A 20,590-nucleotide genomic window follows, 5' to 3' on the forward strand; every position below is an offset into this window, starting at 1 on the left:
TTAACAAGCGACGCGAAACCGCGAGGGATCAGGCGAAAACGCTCGCTCACGCGGAGAATCAAGGGGCCGGGCGAGTCACGGACTCAGTCGACCGCAGTCGCCCGGCTCAGTTCATCCGGTCGAGCGCCTGCACGACGCTACGGAGCAGTTTCTTCTCGCCGCGGCGCATGTTCTTCGAGACCGCCGCCGTCGACACGTCGAACTCGTCGGCGAGCGTCGAGAGGGTCGCCTCTCGCGGCGACTCGAAGTAGCCGGCGTCCGCCGCCGTCTCGATGGTCTCGCGCTCGACGTCGGTGAGGTCGCGGCAGGCCTCCAACATCGTGGAGGCCGCGTTCGCGTTGCGCATGGTGTCGAACAGCGACTCCATCGACAGCTCCGAGCGGTCCTCGACCACGAACTCGTTGCCCTTCTCCAAGTCGTGTAGCGCCGCCTCCGTGGTCTCGTCGTCGTCGAAGCCGACCTGCCACTGCTCGGAGCCGTCGGCGATCCGGAACGGGCCCGTGATGTAGCCGCCGTGGTCGGTGATCGTCGACATCGCGTTCGTCTCCTCGATGACCGTCCGGATGATCGCGGTGTCGTCCCGCTTCGAGAACAGGCGGTACTCGGCCATGTTCTCGTGGTCGCGGAGCCTCTGCAGGCCCTCGCTCAGCTCGTAGCGGTCGGACGACTCGACGAGCAGTCGGGTCTCCAGCTGTTCGGCCGCCGTGTCGAGCTGCCAATGCATCGCGGAGAACCCGACGTCGTGGTCCGCGGAGGTGTCGATGAACGGGCAGTCGAACTGCTCCATATCCATCGTGACGTCGATCATGGCCTCCCCTTATCTCCCACATATATAACGGTTGTTCCTGTGGGACGCCCGCCACGTCGTGAGACGGCCGAAAACGGCGGGATAGCGCCCGACAGCTCGTTCCCGGCACGCTCGGCTCGGTCGCGTCGGACCGTCACTCCCCGAACCGCTCCTCGATCGCCGCCCGGTCGATCTTCGACGGGCCCGACGTCGGCATCTCCTCGACGAACGCGAGCCCCTTCGGCACCGCGTACCGGGCGACGCGGGAGGCGAGGTGCGAGCGCAGGTCGTCGAGCGTCAGCGACTCGTCGCCCACGACCACCGCCTTCCCGACGGTCCCCCACTCCTCGCTCGGAATCCCGATCACGACGGCCTCCTCGATCTCGGGGTGATCCGTGAGCGCGTCCTCGACTCGCGGCGGGTAGACGTTCTCCCCGCCGGAGACGAACATGTTCTTCTTGCGACCCTCGATGTGGTAGTAGCCGTCCGCGTCGACGCGGGCCAGATCGCCCGTCGAGACCCAGTCGCCGAACGTCTCGGCCGTCTCCTCGTCGTCGTTCCAGTAGCGGTCCGCCGCCGCGGGGCCGGCCAATTCAAGCTCGCCGACGGTCCCGTCCGGGACCGGGCCGTCCTCGTCGACCACGCGCGCGTCGACCGCGAGCGCGGGCACGCCGACGCTGGCGGTCTTCTCCGGCGGGAAGCCGTCGGGCATCGCGAAGTTGTTCGGGCCGCACTCCGTGAGCCCGTACCCCTGCGATATTTCCACGCCGCGGTCGCGCCACGCGTCGATGACGCTCTCGCGGCACGGCCCGCCCCCGCTCTTGACGAACCGCAGGGAGGAGAGATCGGTGTCGGCCCACTCGTCGTGGCGCGCCATCATCCGGAGCACCGCGGGGACCGCGACGAGCGTCGTCGCGCGTTCGCGCTCGACGTCGGCGAGGACGCGGCCGGGATCGACCTCGGGGCTCAACAGGATCCGCGCCCCCATCTGGAGGAAGGGGACGGTGAGCACGTTCCACCCGCCGGTGTGGAACATCGGGAACACCATCGGCGTCACGTCGTCCTCGCGGAGCCCCCACGCCGTGATCGTGTTGAACGCGTTCCAGCGGATCGCGCCGTGGCTGATCACCGTCTCCTTCGGCGTGCCCGTCGAACCGCCGGTGTGGAGGAAGAGGTGCGGGTCGGCGAGCGAGACGGCGGCGGTCTCGACCGGCGAACCGTCGTCGGGGAGGTCAGCCCCGAGCGTGCGCCACGCGTTGTCCGCGTCGGTCGCGATCGCGCGCACCGGGGGCTCGACGTCGGCGCGCTCCAAGGCGTCGACCACGTCGCCCTCGAACGGCGTCTCGGCCGCGAGGAGCGCGGGGTCGACGTCGCCGAGGACCGCCGCGAGCTCGCGCTCCGCGAGCCGGTGGGAGAGTGGGGCCAACACCGCCCCGACCTTCGCCGTCGCGAAGAACAGGTCGAGCAGCTCCACGCGATTCCGCGAGACGACGGCCACGCGGTCGCCCTTCCCGACGCCGACCTCGCGGAGGAACCGCGCGGTGCGGTTGGCGCGCTCGTCGAGGTCGGCGTACGTGTACTCCTCGCCCGCGGCCGTGTCCGTGACGGCGACGCGGTCGGGCGAGAGTCGCGCTCGGCGCGCCGACAGCGACCCCACCCACTCGTACGCCCGGTCGCCGTGCGGGTGCGGCCGGGGGTCGTCGGCTCCCTCCCCGCCACTCCGCGGATCGTTCCCGGCCATCTCAGGCGACCCCGTCGAGGAACGACCGGATCCTGTCGTCGACGGCGTCCCGCTCCTCGATGAAGAAAAGGTGGGGCCCGCCCTCGATCCGTTCGACCGTCGCGTGCCGGATGAGTTCGGCCAGACGGTCCGCGTTCTCGACCGGGAGCACCCGGTCGGCGGTGCCGTGGACCACCAGCGTCGGGACCGACAGCTCGCCGAGCCGGTCGGACGCGTCGAACGCGGCGACCGCGGCGGCCTGCGCCTCCCGGCCCGCGGGCGTCGCGTCGCCCGACAGCCGCCAGTCGACGATCCGATCGACGAGCTCCGGCTCGCGCTCGTAGAACCCGTCGCTCACCGCGGGCTCCATCAGGTACCGGATCCGCTCCCGCGGGTCCGCGTCCTCGGGCGCGGAGAAGATGTGATCTTGAACCTCGGGCGGCGTCTCGGCCGCGCCCTCGCCGCCTGGCGAGGTGCAAAGCAGGGTCAGCGAGGCGACCCGCTCGTCGGTCAGCGCGAGCTCCTGCGCGATCATGCCGCCCATCGAGGCGCCGCAGACGTGCACCCGGTCGACGCCGCGGTCGTCGAGCACGGCCCGCGCGTCGGCCGCCATCTCGGCGATCGCGTACGGCCCCTCCGGGACGTCGGAGTCGCCGGTCCCGCGGTTGTCGGGACGGAGCACCTCGTACCCGTCCGCGAGGTCCTCGGTCAGCCACCGCCACATCCAGCGACCGTACCCCAGCCCCTCTAAGAGGAGGACCGTCGCGCCGTCGCTTTTCCCGTCGACGGCGTAATTTATCGCGACGCCGTCGCGTGTCGCTCTCGGCATACCAGTACAGACGGGGTCGCGCCGCATCAACCCGCACGTTAACGTTTCAACCACCCCACCGGTGTCAAGCGGACTCAACGCGCCGACCGCTCTCGACGGCGGGGCGGAATCCGGGGACGAAGCCCCTGTCGAGGCGTCCCACGGTGACGGGAGTTGAGAAGAGTTAAATCGGATGCGGCACAAGCGGAAATCGCGCTCGGTTGGTGTAGTCCGGCCAATCATGTTGGCCTTTCGACGGATGCGGCGCATCGGTGCGCCGGTTCGGAAGTCAGCCGACGACCAGGGTTCAAATCCCTGACCGAGCACTTCTCGCGAAACCGCTCCGGCAGCGACGGGTCCGTTCGGCCACCGCCGCTCCGAAGGGGAAGAATCACCACGCTCGCCGACGAGTCCCCGATATGAGCGACGACCCCGAAGGCGACGACCCGCGCTTCGAGACCCGCGCGATCCACGCGGGACAGGAGCCCGACCCCGAGACCGGCGCGCTGATGACGCCGATCCACGCGAACTCCACGTACGAGCAGGACGGACCGGGCGACCACCGCGGCTACGAGTACAGCCGGACCGGGAACCCGACGCGGACCGACTTGGAGGCGAACCTCGCGTCGCTGGAGTCGGGGAGCCACGCGCGCTGCTTCTCCTCGGGCATGGGCGCGATCAACACCGTCCTGAACCTGCTGTCGGCGGGCGACCACGTCGTCGCCGGCGACGACGTGTACGGCGGCACCCACCGCATCCTCACGCAGGTGTACGACGAGTACGACGTCGACACCACCTTCGTCGACACCACCGACCACGACGCCGTGCGGGACGCGGTACGGGAGGAGACGGAGCTGGTTTGGGTCGAGACGCCGACGAACCCCCTGATGAACGTCAACGACATCGGCGCGCTCGCGGACATCGCCCACGCCAACGACGCGCTCTGTGCGGTCGACAACACGTTCGCGACCCCGTACCTCCAGCGTCCGCTCGAACACGGCGCCGACGTCGTCTGCCAGTCGCTGACGAAGTACCTCGGCGGCCACTCCGACACGATCGGCGGCGCGCTCATCGTCGACGACGAGGGACTCGACGAGCGACTCGGCTTCTACCAGAACTCGGTGGGCGCGACCCCCGGCCCGTTCGACTGCTTCCTCGTGCTCCGCGGGACGAAGACGCTCCCGGTGCGGATGGACCGCCACTGCGAGAACGCCGCGGCGCTCGCGGAGTGGCTCGAGTCCCACGACGACGTGAGCCGCGTCTACTACCCCGGCCTGGAGAGCCACCCGGACCACGAGCTCGCCGCAGAGCAGATGGACGCGTTCGGCGGCATGCTCTCCTTCGAGTTCGACGGGAGCCTCGATCAGGCGTCGACCGTCGTGAGCGAGACCGAGGTGTTCACCCTCGCGGAGTCGCTCGGCGGGGTCGAGAGCCTCATCGAGCAGCCGGCCGCGATGACCCACGCCGCGATCCCGCGCGAGGAGCGTCTCGCGGCGGGGCTCACGGACGGACTCATCCGCGTCTCCGTCGGCCTCGAACACGTCGACGACATGAAGGCGGACCTGCAGGCCGCGTTCGACGCGGCCCTAGAGTAACCGAACTCCGCCGCGGCCGCGCCCCACAACGGCCGCGCCCCACAACGGCCTCGCCCCGCACCGGCCACCTTCCGGACCGGCCACCTTCCGGACCGGCCGCCGCGCGCCCCGAATCCGGCACCCTTCGCCGCACGGGCACCCTTTATAACGGTCGCGCCGAGTGGCGTCGCCATGAGCGATCCAGACGTCCTCGTGCTGCGACAGACGATCCACGGATCGGACGCGTCGGACCTCGTCGCGTCGCTCCGCGAGCGACTCCCCGACCGCGAGATCGCGCTGGCGCGGACGCCGGCGGAGGAGCGCGAGCTGATCGCGAACGCCCGCGCCGCGGTGGGGCTCCACATCGACGAGGAGCTGTTGGCGGCCGCCGAGGAGCTCGAACTGTTCGCCTGCGTGTTCGCCGGGACCGGGCACCTCCCGCGCGAGGCGCTCGCGGACCGCGGCGTCGCCGTGACGAACGCCTCCGGCGTCCACGGCCCGAACATCGCCGAGTACGTCGTCGGGTCGATGATCACGCACGCCCGCCGGTGGCCGCGCGCGCACCGCCAGCAGGCGGACCGCGAGTGGCGCACCTACGAGACGACCGAGGTGTACGGCTCGACGGTCGCCGTCGTCGGGCTCGGCGCCATCGGGCAGACGGTCCTCGAACGGCTGGCGTCGTTCGACGTCGAGGCGGTCGGCGTCCGGTACTCGCCCGAGAAGGGCGGCCCGGCCGACGCGGTGTACGGCTTCGACGAGTTCCACGAGGGGATCGCCGACGCCGAGTACGTGGTGCTCGCGTGCCCGCTCACCGAGACGACGCGGGGGATCGTCGACACGGAGGCGCTCAAAACGATGCGCTCCGACGCCGTCCTGATAAACGTGGCGCGCGGGCCGATCGTCGACACCGACGCCTTGGTCTCCTCGCTCAGGAACAGCCGGATTAGAGGGGCCGCCCTCGACGTGACCGACCCCGAACCCCTCCCGGAGGACCACCCGCTGTGGGGGCTCGGGAACGCCACGATCACCCCGCACAACGCCGGCCACACGCCGCACTACTACGACCGCGTCGCCGACATCCTCGCCGGCAACCTCACCCGGCTCGATGACGGCGAGGAGCTTGAGAATCGGGTAGTATAAGATACTCGGACGGCGGACCGCGGCGTCGACATCGGGGACCGCGGCGTCGACATCGGGGACCGCGGCGTCGACATCGGGGACCGCGGCGTCGACATCGGGGACCGCGGCGCCGGTCTACTCGTCGACGGCGACCTGCTCGATCTCGACCGTGTCGCGGGGCTCGTCGCGTCGGTCGGTCGGGACGGCGCCGATCTCTTCGACGACGTCCATCCCGTCGATGACCTGGCCGAAGACGGCGTGCTTGCCGTCGAGGTGCGGGGTCGCGTCAAGCGTGATGAAGAACTGCGAGCCGTTCGTGTTCGGGCCGGAGTTCGCCATCGAGAGGATCCCCGGACCGTCGTGGGTGAGGTCGTCGTGGAACTCGTCGTCGAACTGGTAGCCGGGGCCGCCGCGGCCGTTCTCCTGCGGGTCGCCGCCCTGGATCATGAAGTCCTCGATGACGCGGTGGAAGACGTTCCCCTCGTACAGCGAGTCGCCGCGGACCTCGCCGCTCTCGGGGTCTTCCCACGTGTTGGTGTCGCGCGCGGGGTCGGCGTCCGCGGCGGGGTCGTGACGCGCCAGTCCGAGGAAGTTCTCGACCGTCTTCGGGGCGCGGTCGGCGAACAGCTCGACGACGACGTCGCCGTGGTTCGTCTGGAGCGTCACCTGCGGGTTGTCGGGGTTGGAAACCTCTCGTGCCATGTCGCCGTGAAGGGACGCGCGTCGGAAAACCCTACCCATCCCCGCCGCCGCGTCCCCGACCGCGAACACCGCGTTTATAAACGGACGTCGCCGACGCGTCGACATGGGTTCGACCACCGTCCTGACCGCCGCCGCGCTTCTCGTCGGGGTGACGGTCGGCGCGCTGTTCGCGTTCCTCCGCGTCCCGATCCCCGCCCCGCCGGAGTTACCGGGCGTGATGGCGATCGTCGGGATCTATCTCGGCTTCAAACTCGTCGGCTACGTCGATGTGGGCTTCGACCTGCTCGACGCGCTCGGGCTGTAACGGTCCGCCCTCACCCGTCGCTTCGGCCGCCTCCACCCGTCGCTTCGGCCGCCTCCACCCGCCGATCCGTCCCGCTCGCGGGTCGACTGCGCCGCTCGCTCGAACGGCCGGTATCGTTTTGCACCCGGCCCGAGCAGTGCCGGGTATGTACGACGACATCCTCCTCCCGGTCGCGCCCGGCGGCGAGTCGAACGACGCCGTCCCGCACGCCGCCAGCCTCGCCGAGCGCTACGACGCCACCGTCCACGTCGTCTCCGCGGTCGACACGCTGGCGCAGACGCTCGGCGGGCCGCAGGCCGGAGCGTTCGCCGAACGGATCGAGGACGCCGCGCGAAAGCGCGTCGAGACGGTGACCGCGGAGCTCGATGACGCGGGGGTCGACGTCGTCGGCGACGTCAGGCAGGGCGAGCCGATCGACATCATCGAGGCCGCCATCGAGGACACCGGCGCCGACATCGTCGTGATGCCGAGCCACACTCGCAGCGGCCTCCGGCGAGTCCTCCTCGGAAGCGTCACCGAGAAGATAGTCCGGGTCTCTTCCGTTCCCGTCGTCACCGTGCCGATGGCCGTGGACGGCGACGACGCGACGACGGGCGAGGATGCGACGACGGGCGACGCCGACGGGGGCGACGACCGGTCCGCAGACGGGACGTGACCGCCGCCGCGACGACTCGCGCGTTCCGGGTCGCGTACGACGGCCGCGAGTACGCCGGCTTCCAGCGCCAGCCCCACGCGACGACCGTCGAAGGCACCCTCCTCCGGGCGCTCGCGGAACACGGACTGCTCGATCGCGGGGACGGGCCGACGCACGCGACGCCGCCGGGCTACGCCGCGGCGGGCCGCACCGACGCCGGGGTCTCCGCGGTCGCGCAGACGGTCGCGTTCGAGGCGCCGACGTGGCTCACGCCGCGGGCGTTCAACGGGCACCTCCCGGGATCGGTGCGCGTCTGGGCGGCCGCGGACGTCCGGGACGGGTTCCACGCGACGCACGACGCGGTCCGGCGGACGTACCGGTACCACCTCTACGCGCCCGCGGCGGGTGCCTCCTCGCCGGCCCCCGACGGGGCCGTGGACGACGGACGCGTCCGCGACGCCCTCGGTCGGCTCTCGGGCCGCCACGACTTCCACAACCTGACGAGCGACGACGCGGGGACCGTCCGGAACCTGACCGCGACCGCGTCCCGGGACGGCGACCTGCTCGTGGTCGAAGTCGCCGCCGACGGCTTCCCGCGCGCGCTGGTCCGCCGGCTCGTCGCCGCGGTCCGGGCGGTCGGACGGGGCCACACCGAGCCGTCGCGGATCGACCGCCTGCTCGACGCGGAGCCGGTGCCGGGGGAACTCGGCGTCGGCCCCGCGCCGCCCGAGCCGCTGGTGCTGTGGGACGTCGCGTACGACGGGGTCGCCTTCGACGTCGACCGGGAGGCCGCCGAGAGCGCCGGCGTCGCCTTCGGAGAGCGGTACCAGACGGCCCGTCACGCCGCCGCCGCGACGGGGGCGATCCGGGACCGGATCGCGTCGGGGGACCGCGTCGAGTCCGCGGAGCGCCGCGACGGCGACGCCTCTTAGTCGGCCGCGCTCACCTCGGCGGCGTCGGCGGACGGGGTCTCCATCCCGTCGACGCGCAGGAGGAGGGTGTTGCCGTCGACGTTCGTGGCGTCGACGGTCCCCGAGAGGCGCAGCCCGGCGGCCGGCGTCGGACCGACGGTGACGTGATCGCCGGCCTCGAAGGGACCGACCGGACCGCGGATCACCAACTCAGCGCGGCAGAGTTCGGGGTTGGCGACGCTGGAGAGGTCGATCTCCTCGACGTTCACGCCCTCTACCGGGTCGCCATCGACGGCGACCGGCGTGGTCTCGGCGTCGTCCATCCGCTCGACGCCGAGAGTCTCGTAGGCGCCGTCGGTGGGGACGTACCCGCCGTCGGGCCCCGGGACGCCCTCGACCAGCCGGAGGTCCCGAAGGCTCTGCATCCGGTTCCGGACCGTGCCGGCTTTGCGATCGATCGACTCGGCGATGTCACCCCCGGAGACCGGGAGATCGGCGTTTTCCGCGAGGTTCACGAGCGCGGTCAAGACGCGTTTCTGACTCGTCGTGAGCTGTATCGTCGGCATACACGAACCCAACAAATTGATATGAATAAACGTTTGCTTCTACGCACCTTATATTCTTGATACAGTAATTGAGCGCCGAGTAATCCCACAAACATATGTTATTAGTGCCAAAATGCATAGAGAACAGAACTCCTGCTACTCCATATGAGACACAATCTGCGTATCAGCTATCTTTCGCTGTATGACCCCGAATTTCTTTATCAGTATTCCGTATTTACACTGGTATCTGAGATAATTCTCACAATACCTTATATAGTTGGCACCGTGGATATTTACCCGTCCGTTCGGAAGCGGGAGCCGAACATGAATCGTCGAACCGACGGTCGACCGCGGTCGGGTCCCCGCCGAGCTGCGGTCCCGGACCGCGCCACGCCGTGGAACCGCGGAGCGACGACGGGGACGACCGGAGGCCCGAACGATGAGTGATCGGGGGTCTCCCGCCTTCGAGGGCGACTCGTTAGACGGGCGCGCCGCGAGTTCGGTCCGGTCGGACGCTCGCGACGAGACGGCTGCGACCGACGGACCGCACGCCGGCGAGTCCGTTCCCGACGACGTCACCGGCGACGGGGACCGTCGCCTCCGCGACCCCGGTGACGAGCGCGAGCGGGTCCGCTCGTTCCTGGAGTCGCGGGTCGCGGCCGCCGGTGCCGAGGGGGTCGTGGTCAACATGAGCGGCGGGCTCGACTCCACGGTGACCGCGGCGCTGGCCGTCGAGGCGCTCGGCGCCGACCGCGTGTACGGGCTGATACTCCCGTGTAATAAGGTCGGCGCGCACCACGCTCGCGACGCCGAGGCACTGGCCGAGGCGCTCGGGATCGATCACGACACGGTCCACCTCCATTCGCTGTTCGCGCAGCTCGGCGCGGTCGCGCCCGACAGATTCGACCTCCACGACGAACCGGTCCTGTCCGGCAACGCCGTCGCCCGGCTCCGGATGACGCTCGCGTACCTCGCCGCGAACGCGACGGACCGCCTCGTCTGCGGGACGGCCAACCGGAGCGAGCTGCTGCTCGGCTACTTCACGAAACACGGCGACGGCGGTGCGGACGTGCACCCGATCGGGCACCTGTACAAGACCGAGGTCCGCGCCCTCGCGTCCGAGCTCGACGTCCCCGAGTTCGTCGTCGAGAAGCCGCCGACCGCGGGATTCCTCCCCGGACAGCGCGACGCCGACGATCTGGGCGCCCCGTACGAGGTCATCGACCGCGTGCTCCGGCTCGGCGTCGACCGCGGGCTCGGCGCCGCGGCGATCGCGGAGCGGCTGTCGGACGGCGAGGAGGACGACGTTGACGTCGACGAGGAGGGCGGCGTCGACGTCGACGAGGAGACCGTCGCCGACCTTCTCGACCGACACCGGGCCACGGCTCACAAGCGCACGACGCCGACCGTGCCGACCGGGCGCGGGCCGTAGCCCCCTCCGTCGCTCCCTCCGTACCGCACGACTGACGCGCGCTACTCCCAGCCGTCGGGCCAGAGGTCGGCCGCGCGCATCCCCGTCTCGAAGTCGGCGTCGCGGAACTCGGCGACGAGTTCCTCGCGGTCGAGCCGGGGCACGTCGCGCTCGGCGGCCGCGAACTCGCAGACGAGCAGCGCCGTCAGCATCGCGTGCTCCCGGACGTTCCGGTCGTCGACCTTGTCTCGCGTGTCCGCGTGCGTGTGACCCCAGCCGCGGCCGCGGTCGCCGGAGTCGCTGTGAAGCTGGAGCGCCGGCACCCCGCGGCGGACGAACGGCCACTGGTCGGAGAACGGGTGCGGCTCCGCGTCCACCGCGATCGGCTGGCGGGTCGCCGTCGACACCGACCTCGCGACCGACGCGGCCGCGTCGGAGGCGTGCGCGAGCGCGACGAGGTCCCGGTGGCGCCCCGCGCCGTCGACGTTGATCACGCCCCGTATCCGGTCGAGGTCGACCGTCTCGGCCAGGTGCTCCGCGCCGAGGAGCCCGACCTCCTCGGCGCCGACGGCGACGACGTCGACGCCGATCGGGAGCTCCGCTTCGGTCAGGATCCCCGCCGCGGTCGCCACGGTCGCGATCCCGCAGCCGTTGTCGAGCGCCCCCTCCGCGATGTCGTGGCCGTCGTAGTGGGCGAGCAACAGGAGCCGCTCGTCCGTGTCGGGCCCGACGCGGCCGACGACGTTCCGGCTCTCGCCGGGCTCGGTCGTCGCCTCGACGGTGAGCTCGGCCTCGGCGGCCGCGTCGCTCGCGACGTGCGTCCCGCCCGCGCCGCCTCCGCCGGCCGCGTACTCCCGGAGCCACGCGCCGGACTCCTTGGAGACGCCGACCGCGACAGCGTCGGCCTCCCCGCCGAACGTCAGCGAGCCCGTCGGCGGGAGCTGCCCGTCGAGGTGGTTGACGAAGACGAAGCCGACCGCGCCCGCCTCGATTGCGTACCCGAACTTCTCCATCCGGTGGACGAACCGACCGTCCGGCGTCGTCGTCGAGGCGACGGCGATCCGCCCCTCGACGTCGCGCTCGTCGATCTCGGCGGGGGTGCCGTACCCCACGTCGACGAGCTCCCCGGAGACTTCGCCGGCGGGCGAGTACGGGAGCGCGATCGACTCGAACTCGCGGACCGAGCCCTCGCCGTTCCGGTTCGGGACCCGAACGCGAAGCGACGCGCGTCCGCGCTCCCACGCGTCCAGTTCGAAGGGCTCGGTGTCGACGTCGGCGAGCCCCGCGCGCTCGAACGCCGCCGCGACGACCCCCGCCGCCCGGCGCTCCCCGTCGCTGCCGGCCATGCGGCTCCCGATCGCGGTGAGGTCGGTGAGGAAGCGCCACGGTTCGTCGTCCGTCCACGTCCGGCCGAGCGCGGGGGCGAGCGCGGCGCGTCGCTCGCGGACGCGCTCGACGGCCTCCGCGTCGGCGGACACGTCGGCTTCGGTCGGCTGCGAGTGCATGCTACAGACTGCCCCGGCAGCCTGTTAAGCATGTGGCTCCCGGCACCGGAAACGCTATGTTAAAGTGTGGTCGTCGGATAATTCCGGGCGAGCACCGTTGGTCCAGTGGTAGGACATTAGCTTCCCAAGCTAATAGCCCGGGTTCAATTCCCGGACGGTGCATTTCTCGAACGTAGTGAGAGAAATCACCGGACGGAATTGAACCCTATCAGTCGCGCGCAGCGACCGGCGCGACGCGAGCGGCGGCACGGGGCGGACGGAACGCGCGCCCGACTAGAAGATGTTCGCCTGCCCGTAGACGGAGATGCCGGTGTCAGTGATCTCGTACGGCTTCGTCTCCCGCGAGTGGTTCGCGTCGCGGATCTTCTGGATCTCGACGGCGAGCCGCGTCTCGCGGAAGTCAGAGCCGCGGATGTACTGGAGCACGAACACCGCGTCGGTGAGGTACTCGACGATCCCGTGCCGGGAGGCGTAGGGGTTCTCCTCGCTGGCCTCCGAGGTCAACAGCGTCGTCACGCCGGCCTCCTTCAGCGACCGGGTGAAGCCGAACACCTCAGAGCGCCGCTTCGCCGGGTGGTCGTACATCATCTCCAGCAGCGAGACGGAGTCGAGCACCAGCCGGTCGGCGTCGAAGTCGGCGATGAGGCGGATGAGGTCGTTCCGGATCGAGGCCAGCGAGTTCGCCATCTCGATGGGGTCGATGGCGACGACGGCGAGGCGCCCCTCGTCGGCGTGGTCGCGGAACGTCCACCCCTTCTCCGACGCGGTCGAGAGGATCGACTCGCGCGTCTGCTCTAACGTGATGTACACGCCCTTGCCCCCGGATTCGAGCGCCTCGTTGAGGAACTGGAGCGCGAACGTCGTCTTCCCCGTCCCCGCCCCGCCGATGACGGAGAGCAGGGAGCGACGCGGGACGCCGCCGAGGATCATCTCGTCGAGTCCCTCGATGCCCACGTCGGTGCGCTCGATCGAGGACTCGAACTCGTCGGGGTCGACGTCGAATCCGGGCTCGGCGCCGCCGGCGCCGCCGGCACCGCCCGCGCCGTCACCGCCGCCGAACTCGCCGAAGCCGTCGGATCCGCCCGGAGCGCGGTTTCGATACCCGCCGAACGGGTCGTCCTCGCCGAAGGACCCGCCGCCGAACGGGTCGTCGCCGTCCGGCCCGGTGGCGCCGCCGAGCGGATCCCCCGCGCTCTCGTCCGCACCGGACGGGTCCGGGTCACCGAAAGCGTCCCCGCCGAAGTCGTCGTCACCGAGGTCGTCGCCGCCGCCGAAATCGTCCTCACTGAACTCCTCGCCGCCGAAGTCCTCGCCGCCGCCGAAGTCGTCGCCGCCGCCGAAGTCCTCGCCGGTCGCCTCGCCCGGCGATCCAGGCTCACCGAACTCTCTTCCGCCGAACGGATCGTCGTCACCGAACGATCCCCCGCCGAGTGAGTCGCTCTCAGCGCCGCCGTCGTCACCGCCTTCCGGGCCAGTCTCGTCGGTCTCGTCCGTCCCGTCGCGGACTCCGCCGAACGGGTCGTCCCCCTCCCCGCGGTCCGGAGCCTCGTCGCTACCGGATTCGTCGCCCACCGCCTCGGCGTCGTCGCCCACCGCCTCGGCATCGTCGGTCTCGGCGTCGTCGCCCACCGCCTCGGCGTCGTCGGTCTCGGCGTCTTCGCTCCCGAGATCGTCGGCCTCGGCGTCTCCCGAGCGGTCGGACTCGTCGTCGAGGTCGCGCAGCGCGCGCTCGAACCAGTCGTCCTCTTCGCTCATCGTTTCAGCCGGCCGTGGGCGGTCGACATGTCCTTGGCAACGCGGCCGGCCGGCTTGAAACTTTCCGGAAGCCGGGGCCGAAGTCCGCATCCTTTTGTCCGGTGGCGAGAATCGGTGGCGCATGGAGGTCGGCATCGTGGCGCGGAAGGGAAGCGAGCGCGCGGCGAGCCTCGCCGCGGAGCTGCGCGACGCCGTCGTCGCCGCGGGCGCGTCCGTCTGGCTCGACGCGGAGACGGCCGACGCGCTCGGCGAGGGTGACCGCGGCCGCTCGGTCGACGCCCTCGACGACGCGGACCTCGCCGTCGCGGTCGGCGGCGACGGGACGTTTCTCTTCGTCGCGCGCAACGCCGGCGACACGCCCATCGTCGGCGTCAACCTCGGGGAGGTGGGCTTCCTCAACGCGGTTCCCCCGTCGGACGCCGAAGCGGCCGTGCTCGCCGAGGTCGACGCGTTCGGTCGCGGCGAACTGGACGTGCGGGAGGCGCCGCGGCTCGCGGCGCACGCGGGCGACTGGACGTCGGTGCCGGCGGCGAACGAGGTCGTGATCCAGAGCGACCGCCGCGGTCCCGGGGCCGGCGTCGACTACGAGGTCCGCGTCGACGGGAGCCGCTACGCGGGCGGCCACGCGGACGGCGTCCTCGTCGCGACCCCAACCGGGTCGACGGCGTACAACCTCTCCGAGCGCGGCCCGCTCGTCGGCCCGGGCGTGAGCGGGATCATCGTGAACGAGATGGCCGCCGAGTCGGGGATGCCGCCGCTCGTCGTCGACGTCGACGCCGCGGTCACGGTCGCGGTCGAGGGCGTCGACGAGGCGACCGTCGTCAGCGACGGGCGGAACGTGACGACCCTAGAGGCGCCGGTCGAGGTGACCGTCGAGCGGACGACGCCCCCGATGCGGATCGCCGGCCCCCCGTCGGACTTCTTCGAGGCGCTAGGGAAGCTCTCCTGAGCGGGCGTCTCACCCGCGACCGCTCCCTCGACGCGAAAGCTTCAACCGACCGCCGGTCGCATCCGCGCTCGATGGAGGTTCCCCTCGGACTGGCGCCGTTCGCCGGACAGTCCCGCGGCGAACACGCCGCCGTGCTCGCGGGGGGCGCGGTCGCGTGCCTGATCGGTTACGTCGGCGCCGCGGCCCTGCTTTTCGGCGTCGGCGCGCTCGATCACGGCGAACCCGCGGGACCGCGCCGCGTCGCGTCCGGGTTCGCGTCGCTCGCCTGTTGGGGATTCTACACCGCCGCGTTCGTGCGCGGCAAGGGCGGTCCGGTGACCGACGCCCTCGCTTACCCGGTCGCGACGGTGACGCTGATACCGTTCGCGTTTCGGTGGATCGCGTTCGGCCCGGCTTGGGGCGCGGTCCGCGACCGGATCGGGTTCCTCGTCTTCCAACCCGGGCTGTTCCTCGACGCGGCGGCCCTGATCGCCCCGGGCGTCGCCTTCGGCGCCGGGCTCCTCGCGCTCTGGGCGAGCGTCCTCGGCGAGGACGCGGTCGAGGAGTGGCAGCGGGAGCACCTCCCGGAGGAGTTCCGGCGGGCGTTCGCCGACGAGTGAGTCGGCGGCGGGAGAGGCGGTCCGCCGCGGACGGCCGCGACCGCGCGACTGCGGGACGACGCCGGCCCACAAAGCGTTTATGCCGCGGAGCGAACCGTTGGGCGTGAACCGCCGGTTCGCGCTGTTCGGATACCTCGTCGCGGGCCTCGCCGTCGCCTGCGCGGCCGTCGCCGCTTGGATCGCGTCGCCCGAGGCCGCCGTCGCACGGCTCGCGTTGCTCGCCGACGACCCGGTCCGGTTCGGGGTCGCGCTGCTCGCGCTGACCGCCGTCAGGCCGCTGTTAGCGTGGCCGACGACGCTGCTCGCCGTGGCCGTCGGGTTCGGATACGGCTGGGTCGGCGTCCCGCTCGGCGTCGTCCTGTTGGTGGCGACGGCCGTCGTCCCCTACCGCCTCGCGCGGGCGGGGAGCGTCCGGGTCCGCGGCGCCTCTCGGACCGCGGACCGCCTCTGCGACGCGGGCGAGCGGCTGGCGACCGCCGCCGGAAGCCTCCGTGCCGTGGCGGCCACCCGTCTGCTTCCGCTCCCCTCAGACGCGGTCTCGGTCGGGGCGGGAGCCGCTGGAGTCCGCACGCGACCGTTCCTCCTCGGAACCGCGGCCGGCGAACTCCCGTGGGTGATCGTCGGCGTCGCCGTCGGCGTCTCGCTGGACCGGCTCGCCGCGGGTGACCTCTCCGCGGTCGATCCGACCGTGCTGGTCGCGATGGCCGGCACGGGAGCGCTGCTGCTCGCCGGCCCGCTGTATCGGACGTTCGTGCGAGAAGAATCCGCTGCAACGGCGTGACCGCCGCGGTCGGCGGTCGATGCCCTCGCGCGGTCCCGATCGGGACCGCGACTGCGGGAGGAACGCGCCGATCGTTCGGAAGCACCGAGCCCCCGAACGGTCGATGCGAACCGTGTGCCTCTCTGATAGCCGATGCGAGCGTGCATTCCCATAGACCCCGGATCCCGGGACGAACCCAGCCCTAACCCCGAAGCCGCGGCGGCGGCGCCGTCGCGACGCCGATCCGAGACGGCTTCAACGGGGGTCTACGGGTTACTTACCGTCGATCCTCACGAACCGCCGTCGGACTCGTTCCCGCCGCCGTCACCCTCGTCGGTCCCCCCGTAGGAGACCTCGATCCCGCGCGGAACCGGACGCAGGAGGTACGAGCCGTTCCCCCGGCGCACCGGCGCGAAGTCGGCGGTGAATCTCGTCCGGGTGTTCTCGCGGACTTCGAACGCCTCGTTGAACGTCAGCGGCGCGTTCCCGGGCAGGTCGACGTCAGCCTCGTCGCCGCCCTCCAGGGTACCGTCGACGTTCGTGACGTCGAGCTGGAGGAACTGGTACGTGCCGACCGACAGCTCCCGTTCGTCGATCAGCTGCGTCTCGCCGTTCTGCAGCCGGACGAGGTCCGCCTCCTGTGACTCGTCGAACTCGTGGTACTCGCGACCGGCGGGTTCGTCGCCGTCACCGTCGTCGGTCTCGTTGCCGTCGTCGTCGCCGTCAGTCGCGTTCGCGTCGTCGCCGCCGTCACCGTCGGTCTCGTTTCCGTCCGCGCCGCTCTCGGCGCCTTCGGCTCCGAGCCAGATCCCCTGGACGGTGACCACGAGCGACTCGAAATCACCGATGTCGGCCGGCTGGTCAGTCACTCTGGTCGCGAGCGTTCCGGTCGCGCGGCCGACGCAGCCGGCGAGCCCGGCGGCCCCGAGCGCGGCGGCGCCGGTCGCCTGCAGGTAGGTCCGTCGGGAGACCGAATCGGTCTCGGCCGCGTCGGCGGCGGGCGTGCGGTCCGTCACGTTACGCGCCCCCCGACTCGTCGTCGGTCTCGGCGTCGTCACCGGCGTCGGCGTCGTCCCCGTTGCCGGCGACGTCGCTCACGGAGTCACCGAGGTCGTCGACGCCGCCCGAGAGGAAGTCGTTCACGCTACTCAGGATGTCGCCGACGAAGTCCGGCACCTGATCCGGCAGGTCGCTCGGCGGGCCCGCGTCGCCCGACGCGTCGTCCGGTCCGGGCGTCGCCGCGACGGCACCGGCGGCCGCGCCGGTCCCGACTAGTACCACCGCGGCCAGCGCCACGATCAGTGTCGTTCGAATCGCGTTCATGACGATTTCTCCTCGGAGCGCGACCCTCTTTAATGGAAGAAGCCCTTCAGCCCATTTGGCTCCGATTTAACGCGGTTTAATCGCATGCAGGCGGCCTGACGGCTCGATCGCGACCTTCCCAGCCACCACTTATAAAAGAACACGCCGAACGGTCGCGGTCGACGGCGCGGCCGCGGACGACGTCTCCGGCGACGACCGATCGCCTTCCGGACCGGCGACGACCGATCGCCTTCCGGACCGGCGACGACCGATCGCCTTCCGGACCGGCGACGACCGATCGCCTTCCGGACCGGCGACGACCGATCGCCTTCCGGACCGGCGACGACCGATCGCCTTCCGGACCGGCGACGACCGATCGCCTTCCGGACCGGCGACGACCGACCGCCTCCCGGGGAACACCATCCTCCGCGACGGACCGTCACGCGGCGGGTCGTCCCGGGTCGACGCCGTTACGGCTCCAGCCGGTTCGGGTCGCGCGGGAACATGATCGCCTCCTTGATGTTGTCGAGGTCGGCGACCTTCTGGACGAGGCGGTCGATGCCGAGCCCGTAGCCGCCGTGGGGCGGCGTGCCGAAGCTGAGCGCCTCGATGTAGAACTCGAAGTTCGCGGTCTCGACGCCCTCCTCCTCCATGACGTCGACCATGCGGTCGACGTCGTGCTCGCGCTGACCGCCCGAGGAGAGCTCCTGGCCTTTATAAATGAGGTCGAACTTCCGCGAGGCGATGTCGTCCTCGGGGACGTCCTGCATGTAGTAGAACTTCTCGTCGGGGTAGCCGACGACGAAGAACGCCGGATGCCCCTGCTCTTCGAAGTGCTCGCCGAGCAGCTTCTCCCCCTTCGTGTCGAGGTCGGTCGGATCGTCCGGGAAGTGGCCGTACTCGGTCTCCAGGATATCGAGCGCCTCGTCGAAGGTGATCCGCGGGAAGTCGTCCTCGGGCACGGCGAGGTCGACGTCGAGGAGATCGAGCTCGCGCTCGGCGTTCTCGGCGGCCGCGCGGAGCGCGTACCGCAGCGACTCCTCCTGGACGTCCATCACGTCGTCGTGGTCGTCGATGTACGCGAGCTCGACGTCGAACATCGCGATCTCGGAGACGTGCCGGGAGGTGGCGAAGTCCTCCGCGCGGAACGCGGTGCCCGTCTCGTAGACGGCCTCGTAGCCGGAGGCCATCAGCATTTGCTTGTACAGCTGCGGGCTCTGAGAGAGGAACGCGTCCTTGTTGTAGTAGAGGATCGGGAACAGCTCCGCGCCGCCCTCGGCGCCGCCCTTCGAGATGAGCGGCGTCTTGATGTCGACGAACCCCTCGTCGTCGAACCACTCCTCCATCGCCGTCATCAGCTTCGAGCGCAGGCTGAACACGGCGAGCGTCTCCGGCTTCCGGAGGTCGAGCGCGCGGTTGTCGAGCCGGGTCGAGAGGTCCACCTCGATGTCCTTCGAGATCTCCAGCGGGAGCGGGGAGTCGGCCTCGTCGATGACCTCGTACTCGGTCGGCGCGATCTCGACGCCGCCGGGCGCCTGGTCGCTCTCCAGCGGCTCGCCGACCACGCGGACCACGTCCTCGGCGCCGGCGTCCTGCACGGCCTCGAACAGCTCCGGCTCGCGTTCCTCTTTGAAGACGACCTGAATGAGTCCTTCGCGGTCGCGCACGATGAGGAAGACGAGGCCTCCCAGGTCGCGGATCTCGTGGACGTGGCCGGCGATGGCGACCTCGTCCGCGTCCGGTTCGACGTCCGACGTGTGGATTCGCTCGATCATAACGGTGGCTTCGTTACGTGCATCTGGTCGGGCGTTCGGCATAGGCCTGTCGTCTCGCCGTCGACGGAACCCGTCGCCCGCGACGGTCTCGGCGGGGATTCGCGGCGATCACGCCCGGGGAACCCGTCGGTCTCTGGACCGCCTTCCTCGCCGAGGCGACGTCGCGTGACACTGCCTCACAACCTCGCCATAGATTTAATAACCATCCGACATATTGACGGAGTAACGGCGCATTCGCGCCGCGGAGTCCACGTATGACCCACGCCCGTTCCCCCGTTCCGACGTCCGCCGCCGACAGCGGCGCGCTCCTCGGCTGGAACGGCTACGAGGCTCCGAACACACGGTCCGTCCGGCCGACCGCGTAACGCGCGTCGGCTGGGGAGGTTCCCCCGCGGGACGGACCGTATCCCGTTCTCTCCAGCCGCCGCGTCGACCGCTGAACTGCCCGGACGCGACCCTCCCCTCGCGAGCGCCGACGCCGCCTCGCCGCCCGCTCCCGCGGGCGTCGACGGCGACCCGCGGCGTTCGAGGTCGCACCGCGTTCGACTCGCGGCGAGGGCCTCATGGCAGCAGCCATCCGCACGCAGACGGTGGAAGCGACGGTGACCGTTCGCGTCTCGCAGGCGGCCGGGGGCGACCTCGCGGCGGGCGCCCGGCGACAGCTGGAGCGCGTCGACGGCGTGACCGTCGAGGATCTGACGATCGCCGGGGTCCGGCCGGGCCTGAACGACACCACGGTCGAGGCGGTCGCGACCCTCTCCGTCGAGGACGAGGGTCCGGTCGCCGACCCCGACGGGGAGACGGCAGGGAGACCCAACGACGAGACGAGAGGGAGACCCAACGACGAGACGAGAGGGAGACCCGGTGGGGGCCCGCGATCGGAGCCGCCCGGCGGCGTCGCGGACCGCATCGCGTCGCGCCTGGCGGACCGGTTCGGCGTGGAACCAGAGCGCGTCGAACGGGTCGATCCTCCGGAGTGACCGGGACGGTTTCGATCGGTTTCCGTCACTCGCCCGCCCGGTCGCGGACCTGCGCCTCGGCCCGCCGGAGCACGTCCCGGATCGGGAGCCCCGCGGCCTCGGCGACCGCGACCGCGTCGTCGTACTCGGCGCTCACGTCGTAGACGTCGCCGTCGGCGGTCGACGCCACCTTCACCGACACCTCGTGGGCGTCGCCGTCGACCGCGAGCGTCGCCGTCTCGAAGGCGCGGTCCGCGATCCACCGGTGGCTCGCGCCCGACTGCCGGACGCCGAGGGTCCCCGTCTCGCGGGCGAGCCGTTCCGCCACCGCCTCGGCGTCGTCGGGCTTGCAGACGACATTCACGAGGTGTCCCGGCCGCGACTTCTTCATCGTCGTCGGGAGGATGGTCACGTCGCGGGCGCCGGCGCGCGTGAGCGTCTCCTGAAGCCCGCCGAGCACCTCCGGCGACG

Annotated in this window: 21 protein-coding genes and 2 tRNA genes; 12 read left to right on the plus strand and 11 right to left on the minus strand. The window is 71.0% G+C overall.

Annotation, left to right across the window (positions count from 1 at the left end):
• Positions 1-106: 106 nt before the first annotated feature.
• The 3 genes from DJ81_RS11995 to DJ81_RS12005 form a co-directional block, all read right to left on the minus strand.
• Entirely contained in the window at positions 107-808 is a 702-nt protein-coding gene (locus DJ81_RS11995; RefSeq protein ID WP_094524151.1) for a helix-turn-helix domain-containing protein, read from the minus strand.
• A gap of 133 nt (positions 809-941) precedes the next feature.
• Positions 942-2,528 (minus strand): AMP-binding protein, encoded by a 1,587-nt coding sequence (locus DJ81_RS12000; protein ID WP_094524152.1) that lies wholly within the window; start codon positions 2,526-2,528, stop codon positions 942-944.
• A gap of 1 nt (position 2,529) precedes the next feature.
• Positions 2,530-3,336: an alpha/beta fold hydrolase gene (locus DJ81_RS12005; RefSeq protein WP_094524153.1), complete on the minus strand. Its 807-nt coding sequence runs from the start codon at positions 3,334-3,336 to the stop codon at positions 2,530-2,532.
• A gap of 194 nt (positions 3,337-3,530) precedes the next feature.
• On the opposite strand from DJ81_RS12005, the gene DJ81_RS12010 reads away from it, so the two are divergent.
• From DJ81_RS12010 to DJ81_RS12020, 3 genes are all read left to right on the plus strand, one after another.
• Positions 3,531-3,641 (plus strand) — tRNA-Glu (locus DJ81_RS12010).
• Between the two features lie 93 nt (positions 3,642-3,734).
• On the plus strand, positions 3,735-4,910 hold the full coding sequence (locus DJ81_RS12015; RefSeq protein WP_094589886.1) for a cystathionine gamma-synthase: 1,176 nt from the start codon (positions 3,735-3,737) through the stop codon (positions 4,908-4,910).
• Between the two features lie 171 nt (positions 4,911-5,081).
• Entirely contained in the window at positions 5,082-6,029 is a 948-nt protein-coding gene (locus DJ81_RS12020) for a D-2-hydroxyacid dehydrogenase (RefSeq protein WP_094589888.1), read from the plus strand.
• A 114-nt stretch (positions 6,030-6,143) separates the two neighbouring features.
• Here the strand turns inward: DJ81_RS12020 and DJ81_RS12025 are convergent, their stop codons facing one another.
• Positions 6,144-6,710, minus strand: a complete 567-nt coding sequence (locus DJ81_RS12025) for a peptidylprolyl isomerase (RefSeq protein ID WP_094524156.1) — start codon at positions 6,708-6,710, stop codon at positions 6,144-6,146.
• A gap of 103 nt (positions 6,711-6,813) precedes the next feature.
• On the opposite strand from DJ81_RS12025, the gene DJ81_RS12030 reads away from it, so the two are divergent.
• The 3 genes from DJ81_RS12030 to truA all read left to right on the plus strand — a co-directional run bounded on the left by DJ81_RS12030 (position 6,814) and on the right by truA (position 8,580).
• The gene (locus DJ81_RS12030; RefSeq protein ID WP_094589890.1) at positions 6,814-7,014 is read left to right on the plus strand and encodes a XapX domain-containing protein; all 201 of its coding nucleotides are present in this window, start codon (positions 6,814-6,816) and stop codon (positions 7,012-7,014) included.
• A 145-nt stretch (positions 7,015-7,159) separates the two neighbouring features.
• Positions 7,160-7,669: a universal stress protein gene (locus DJ81_RS12035; RefSeq protein WP_094558014.1), complete on the plus strand. Its 510-nt coding sequence runs from the start codon at positions 7,160-7,162 to the stop codon at positions 7,667-7,669.
• On the plus strand, positions 7,666-8,580 hold the full coding sequence (truA, locus tag DJ81_RS12040; protein ID WP_094589892.1) for a tRNA pseudouridine(38-40) synthase TruA: 915 nt from the start codon (positions 7,666-7,668) through the stop codon (positions 8,578-8,580). Before DJ81_RS12035 ends, truA begins: the two co-directional genes overlap by 4 nt.
• On the opposite strand, the gene DJ81_RS12045 is transcribed toward truA, so the two are convergent.
• Positions 8,577-9,125 carry an Rrf2 family transcriptional regulator gene (locus DJ81_RS12045; RefSeq protein ID WP_094589894.1) on the minus strand — a complete coding sequence of 183 codons (549 nt, stop codon included), beginning with the start codon at positions 9,123-9,125 and terminating at the stop codon, positions 8,577-8,579. The two genes, truA and DJ81_RS12045, sit on opposite strands and share 4 nt — an antisense overlap.
• 418 nt (positions 9,126-9,543) lie before the next feature.
• Here DJ81_RS12045 and nadE point away from each other — a divergent pair, with 418 nt between their 5' ends.
• Positions 9,544-10,536, plus strand: a complete 993-nt coding sequence (gene nadE, locus DJ81_RS12050; RefSeq protein WP_094589896.1) for an NAD(+) synthase — start codon at positions 9,544-9,546, stop codon at positions 10,534-10,536.
• Positions 10,537-10,577: 41 nt separating this feature from the next.
• On the opposite strand, the gene DJ81_RS12055 is transcribed toward nadE, so the two are convergent.
• The gene (locus DJ81_RS12055) at positions 10,578-12,020 is read right to left on the minus strand and encodes a M28 family metallopeptidase (protein WP_094589898.1); all 1,443 of its coding nucleotides are present in this window, start codon (positions 12,018-12,020) and stop codon (positions 10,578-10,580) included.
• A 91-nt stretch (positions 12,021-12,111) separates the two neighbouring features.
• Between DJ81_RS12055 and DJ81_RS12060 the strand changes: the two genes are divergently transcribed.
• Positions 12,112-12,182, plus strand: a tRNA-Gly gene (locus DJ81_RS12060).
• Between the two features lie 111 nt (positions 12,183-12,293).
• On the opposite strand, the gene DJ81_RS12065 is transcribed toward DJ81_RS12060, so the two are convergent.
• A complete protein-coding gene (locus tag DJ81_RS12065; protein WP_094589900.1) occupies positions 12,294-13,775 on the minus strand; it encodes a KaiC domain-containing protein in 1,482 nt (493 codons plus the stop codon).
• A gap of 121 nt (positions 13,776-13,896) precedes the next feature.
• Between DJ81_RS12065 and DJ81_RS12070 the strand changes: the two genes are divergently transcribed.
• From DJ81_RS12070 to DJ81_RS12080, 3 genes are all read left to right on the plus strand, one after another.
• A complete protein-coding gene (locus DJ81_RS12070; protein WP_094523768.1) occupies positions 13,897-14,724 on the plus strand; it encodes an NAD(+)/NADH kinase in 828 nt (275 codons plus the stop codon).
• 71 nt (positions 14,725-14,795) lie between these two features.
• Positions 14,796-15,323, plus strand: a complete 528-nt coding sequence (locus DJ81_RS12075) for a hypothetical protein (protein WP_094589902.1) — start codon at positions 14,796-14,798, stop codon at positions 15,321-15,323.
• Positions 15,324-15,426: 103 nt separating this feature from the next.
• On the plus strand, positions 15,427-16,104 hold the full coding sequence (locus DJ81_RS12080; protein WP_094523766.1) for a TVP38/TMEM64 family protein: 678 nt from the start codon (positions 15,427-15,429) through the stop codon (positions 16,102-16,104).
• A 269-nt stretch (positions 16,105-16,373) separates the two neighbouring features.
• Here DJ81_RS12080 and DJ81_RS12085 read toward each other — a convergent pair whose 3' ends face one another.
• The 3 genes from DJ81_RS12085 to aspS all read right to left on the minus strand — a co-directional run bounded on the left by DJ81_RS12085 (position 16,374) and on the right by aspS (position 19,160).
• Complete coding sequence (locus tag DJ81_RS12085; protein ID WP_094527972.1) at positions 16,374-17,099, minus strand: DUF4382 domain-containing protein; 726 nt, start codon at positions 17,097-17,099, stop codon at positions 16,374-16,376.
• A 1-nt stretch (position 17,100) separates the two neighbouring features.
• On the minus strand, positions 17,101-17,406 hold the full coding sequence (locus DJ81_RS12090; protein WP_094558340.1) for a hypothetical protein: 306 nt from the start codon (positions 17,404-17,406) through the stop codon (positions 17,101-17,103).
• Between the two features lie 449 nt (positions 17,407-17,855).
• Entirely contained in the window at positions 17,856-19,160 is a 1,305-nt protein-coding gene (aspS, locus tag DJ81_RS12095) for an aspartate--tRNA(Asn) ligase (RefSeq protein WP_094523763.1), read from the minus strand.
• Between the two features lie 563 nt (positions 19,161-19,723).
• Here aspS and DJ81_RS12100 point away from each other — a divergent pair.
• Positions 19,724-20,140 carry a hypothetical protein gene (locus DJ81_RS12100; RefSeq protein ID WP_094523762.1) on the plus strand — a complete coding sequence of 139 codons (417 nt, stop codon included), beginning with the start codon at positions 19,724-19,726 and terminating at the stop codon, positions 20,138-20,140.
• Between the two features lie 25 nt (positions 20,141-20,165).
• Here the strand turns inward: DJ81_RS12100 and larC are convergent.
• Positions 20,166-20,590: nickel insertion protein (gene larC / locus DJ81_RS12105; protein ID WP_141212583.1), on the minus strand; the 425-nt coding region annotated here is incomplete at its 5' end.

It is taken from the genome of Halorubrum sp. Hd13, from assembly GCF_002252755.1.
GTDB lineage: Archaea > Halobacteriota > Halobacteria > Halobacteriales > Haloferacaceae > Halorubrum.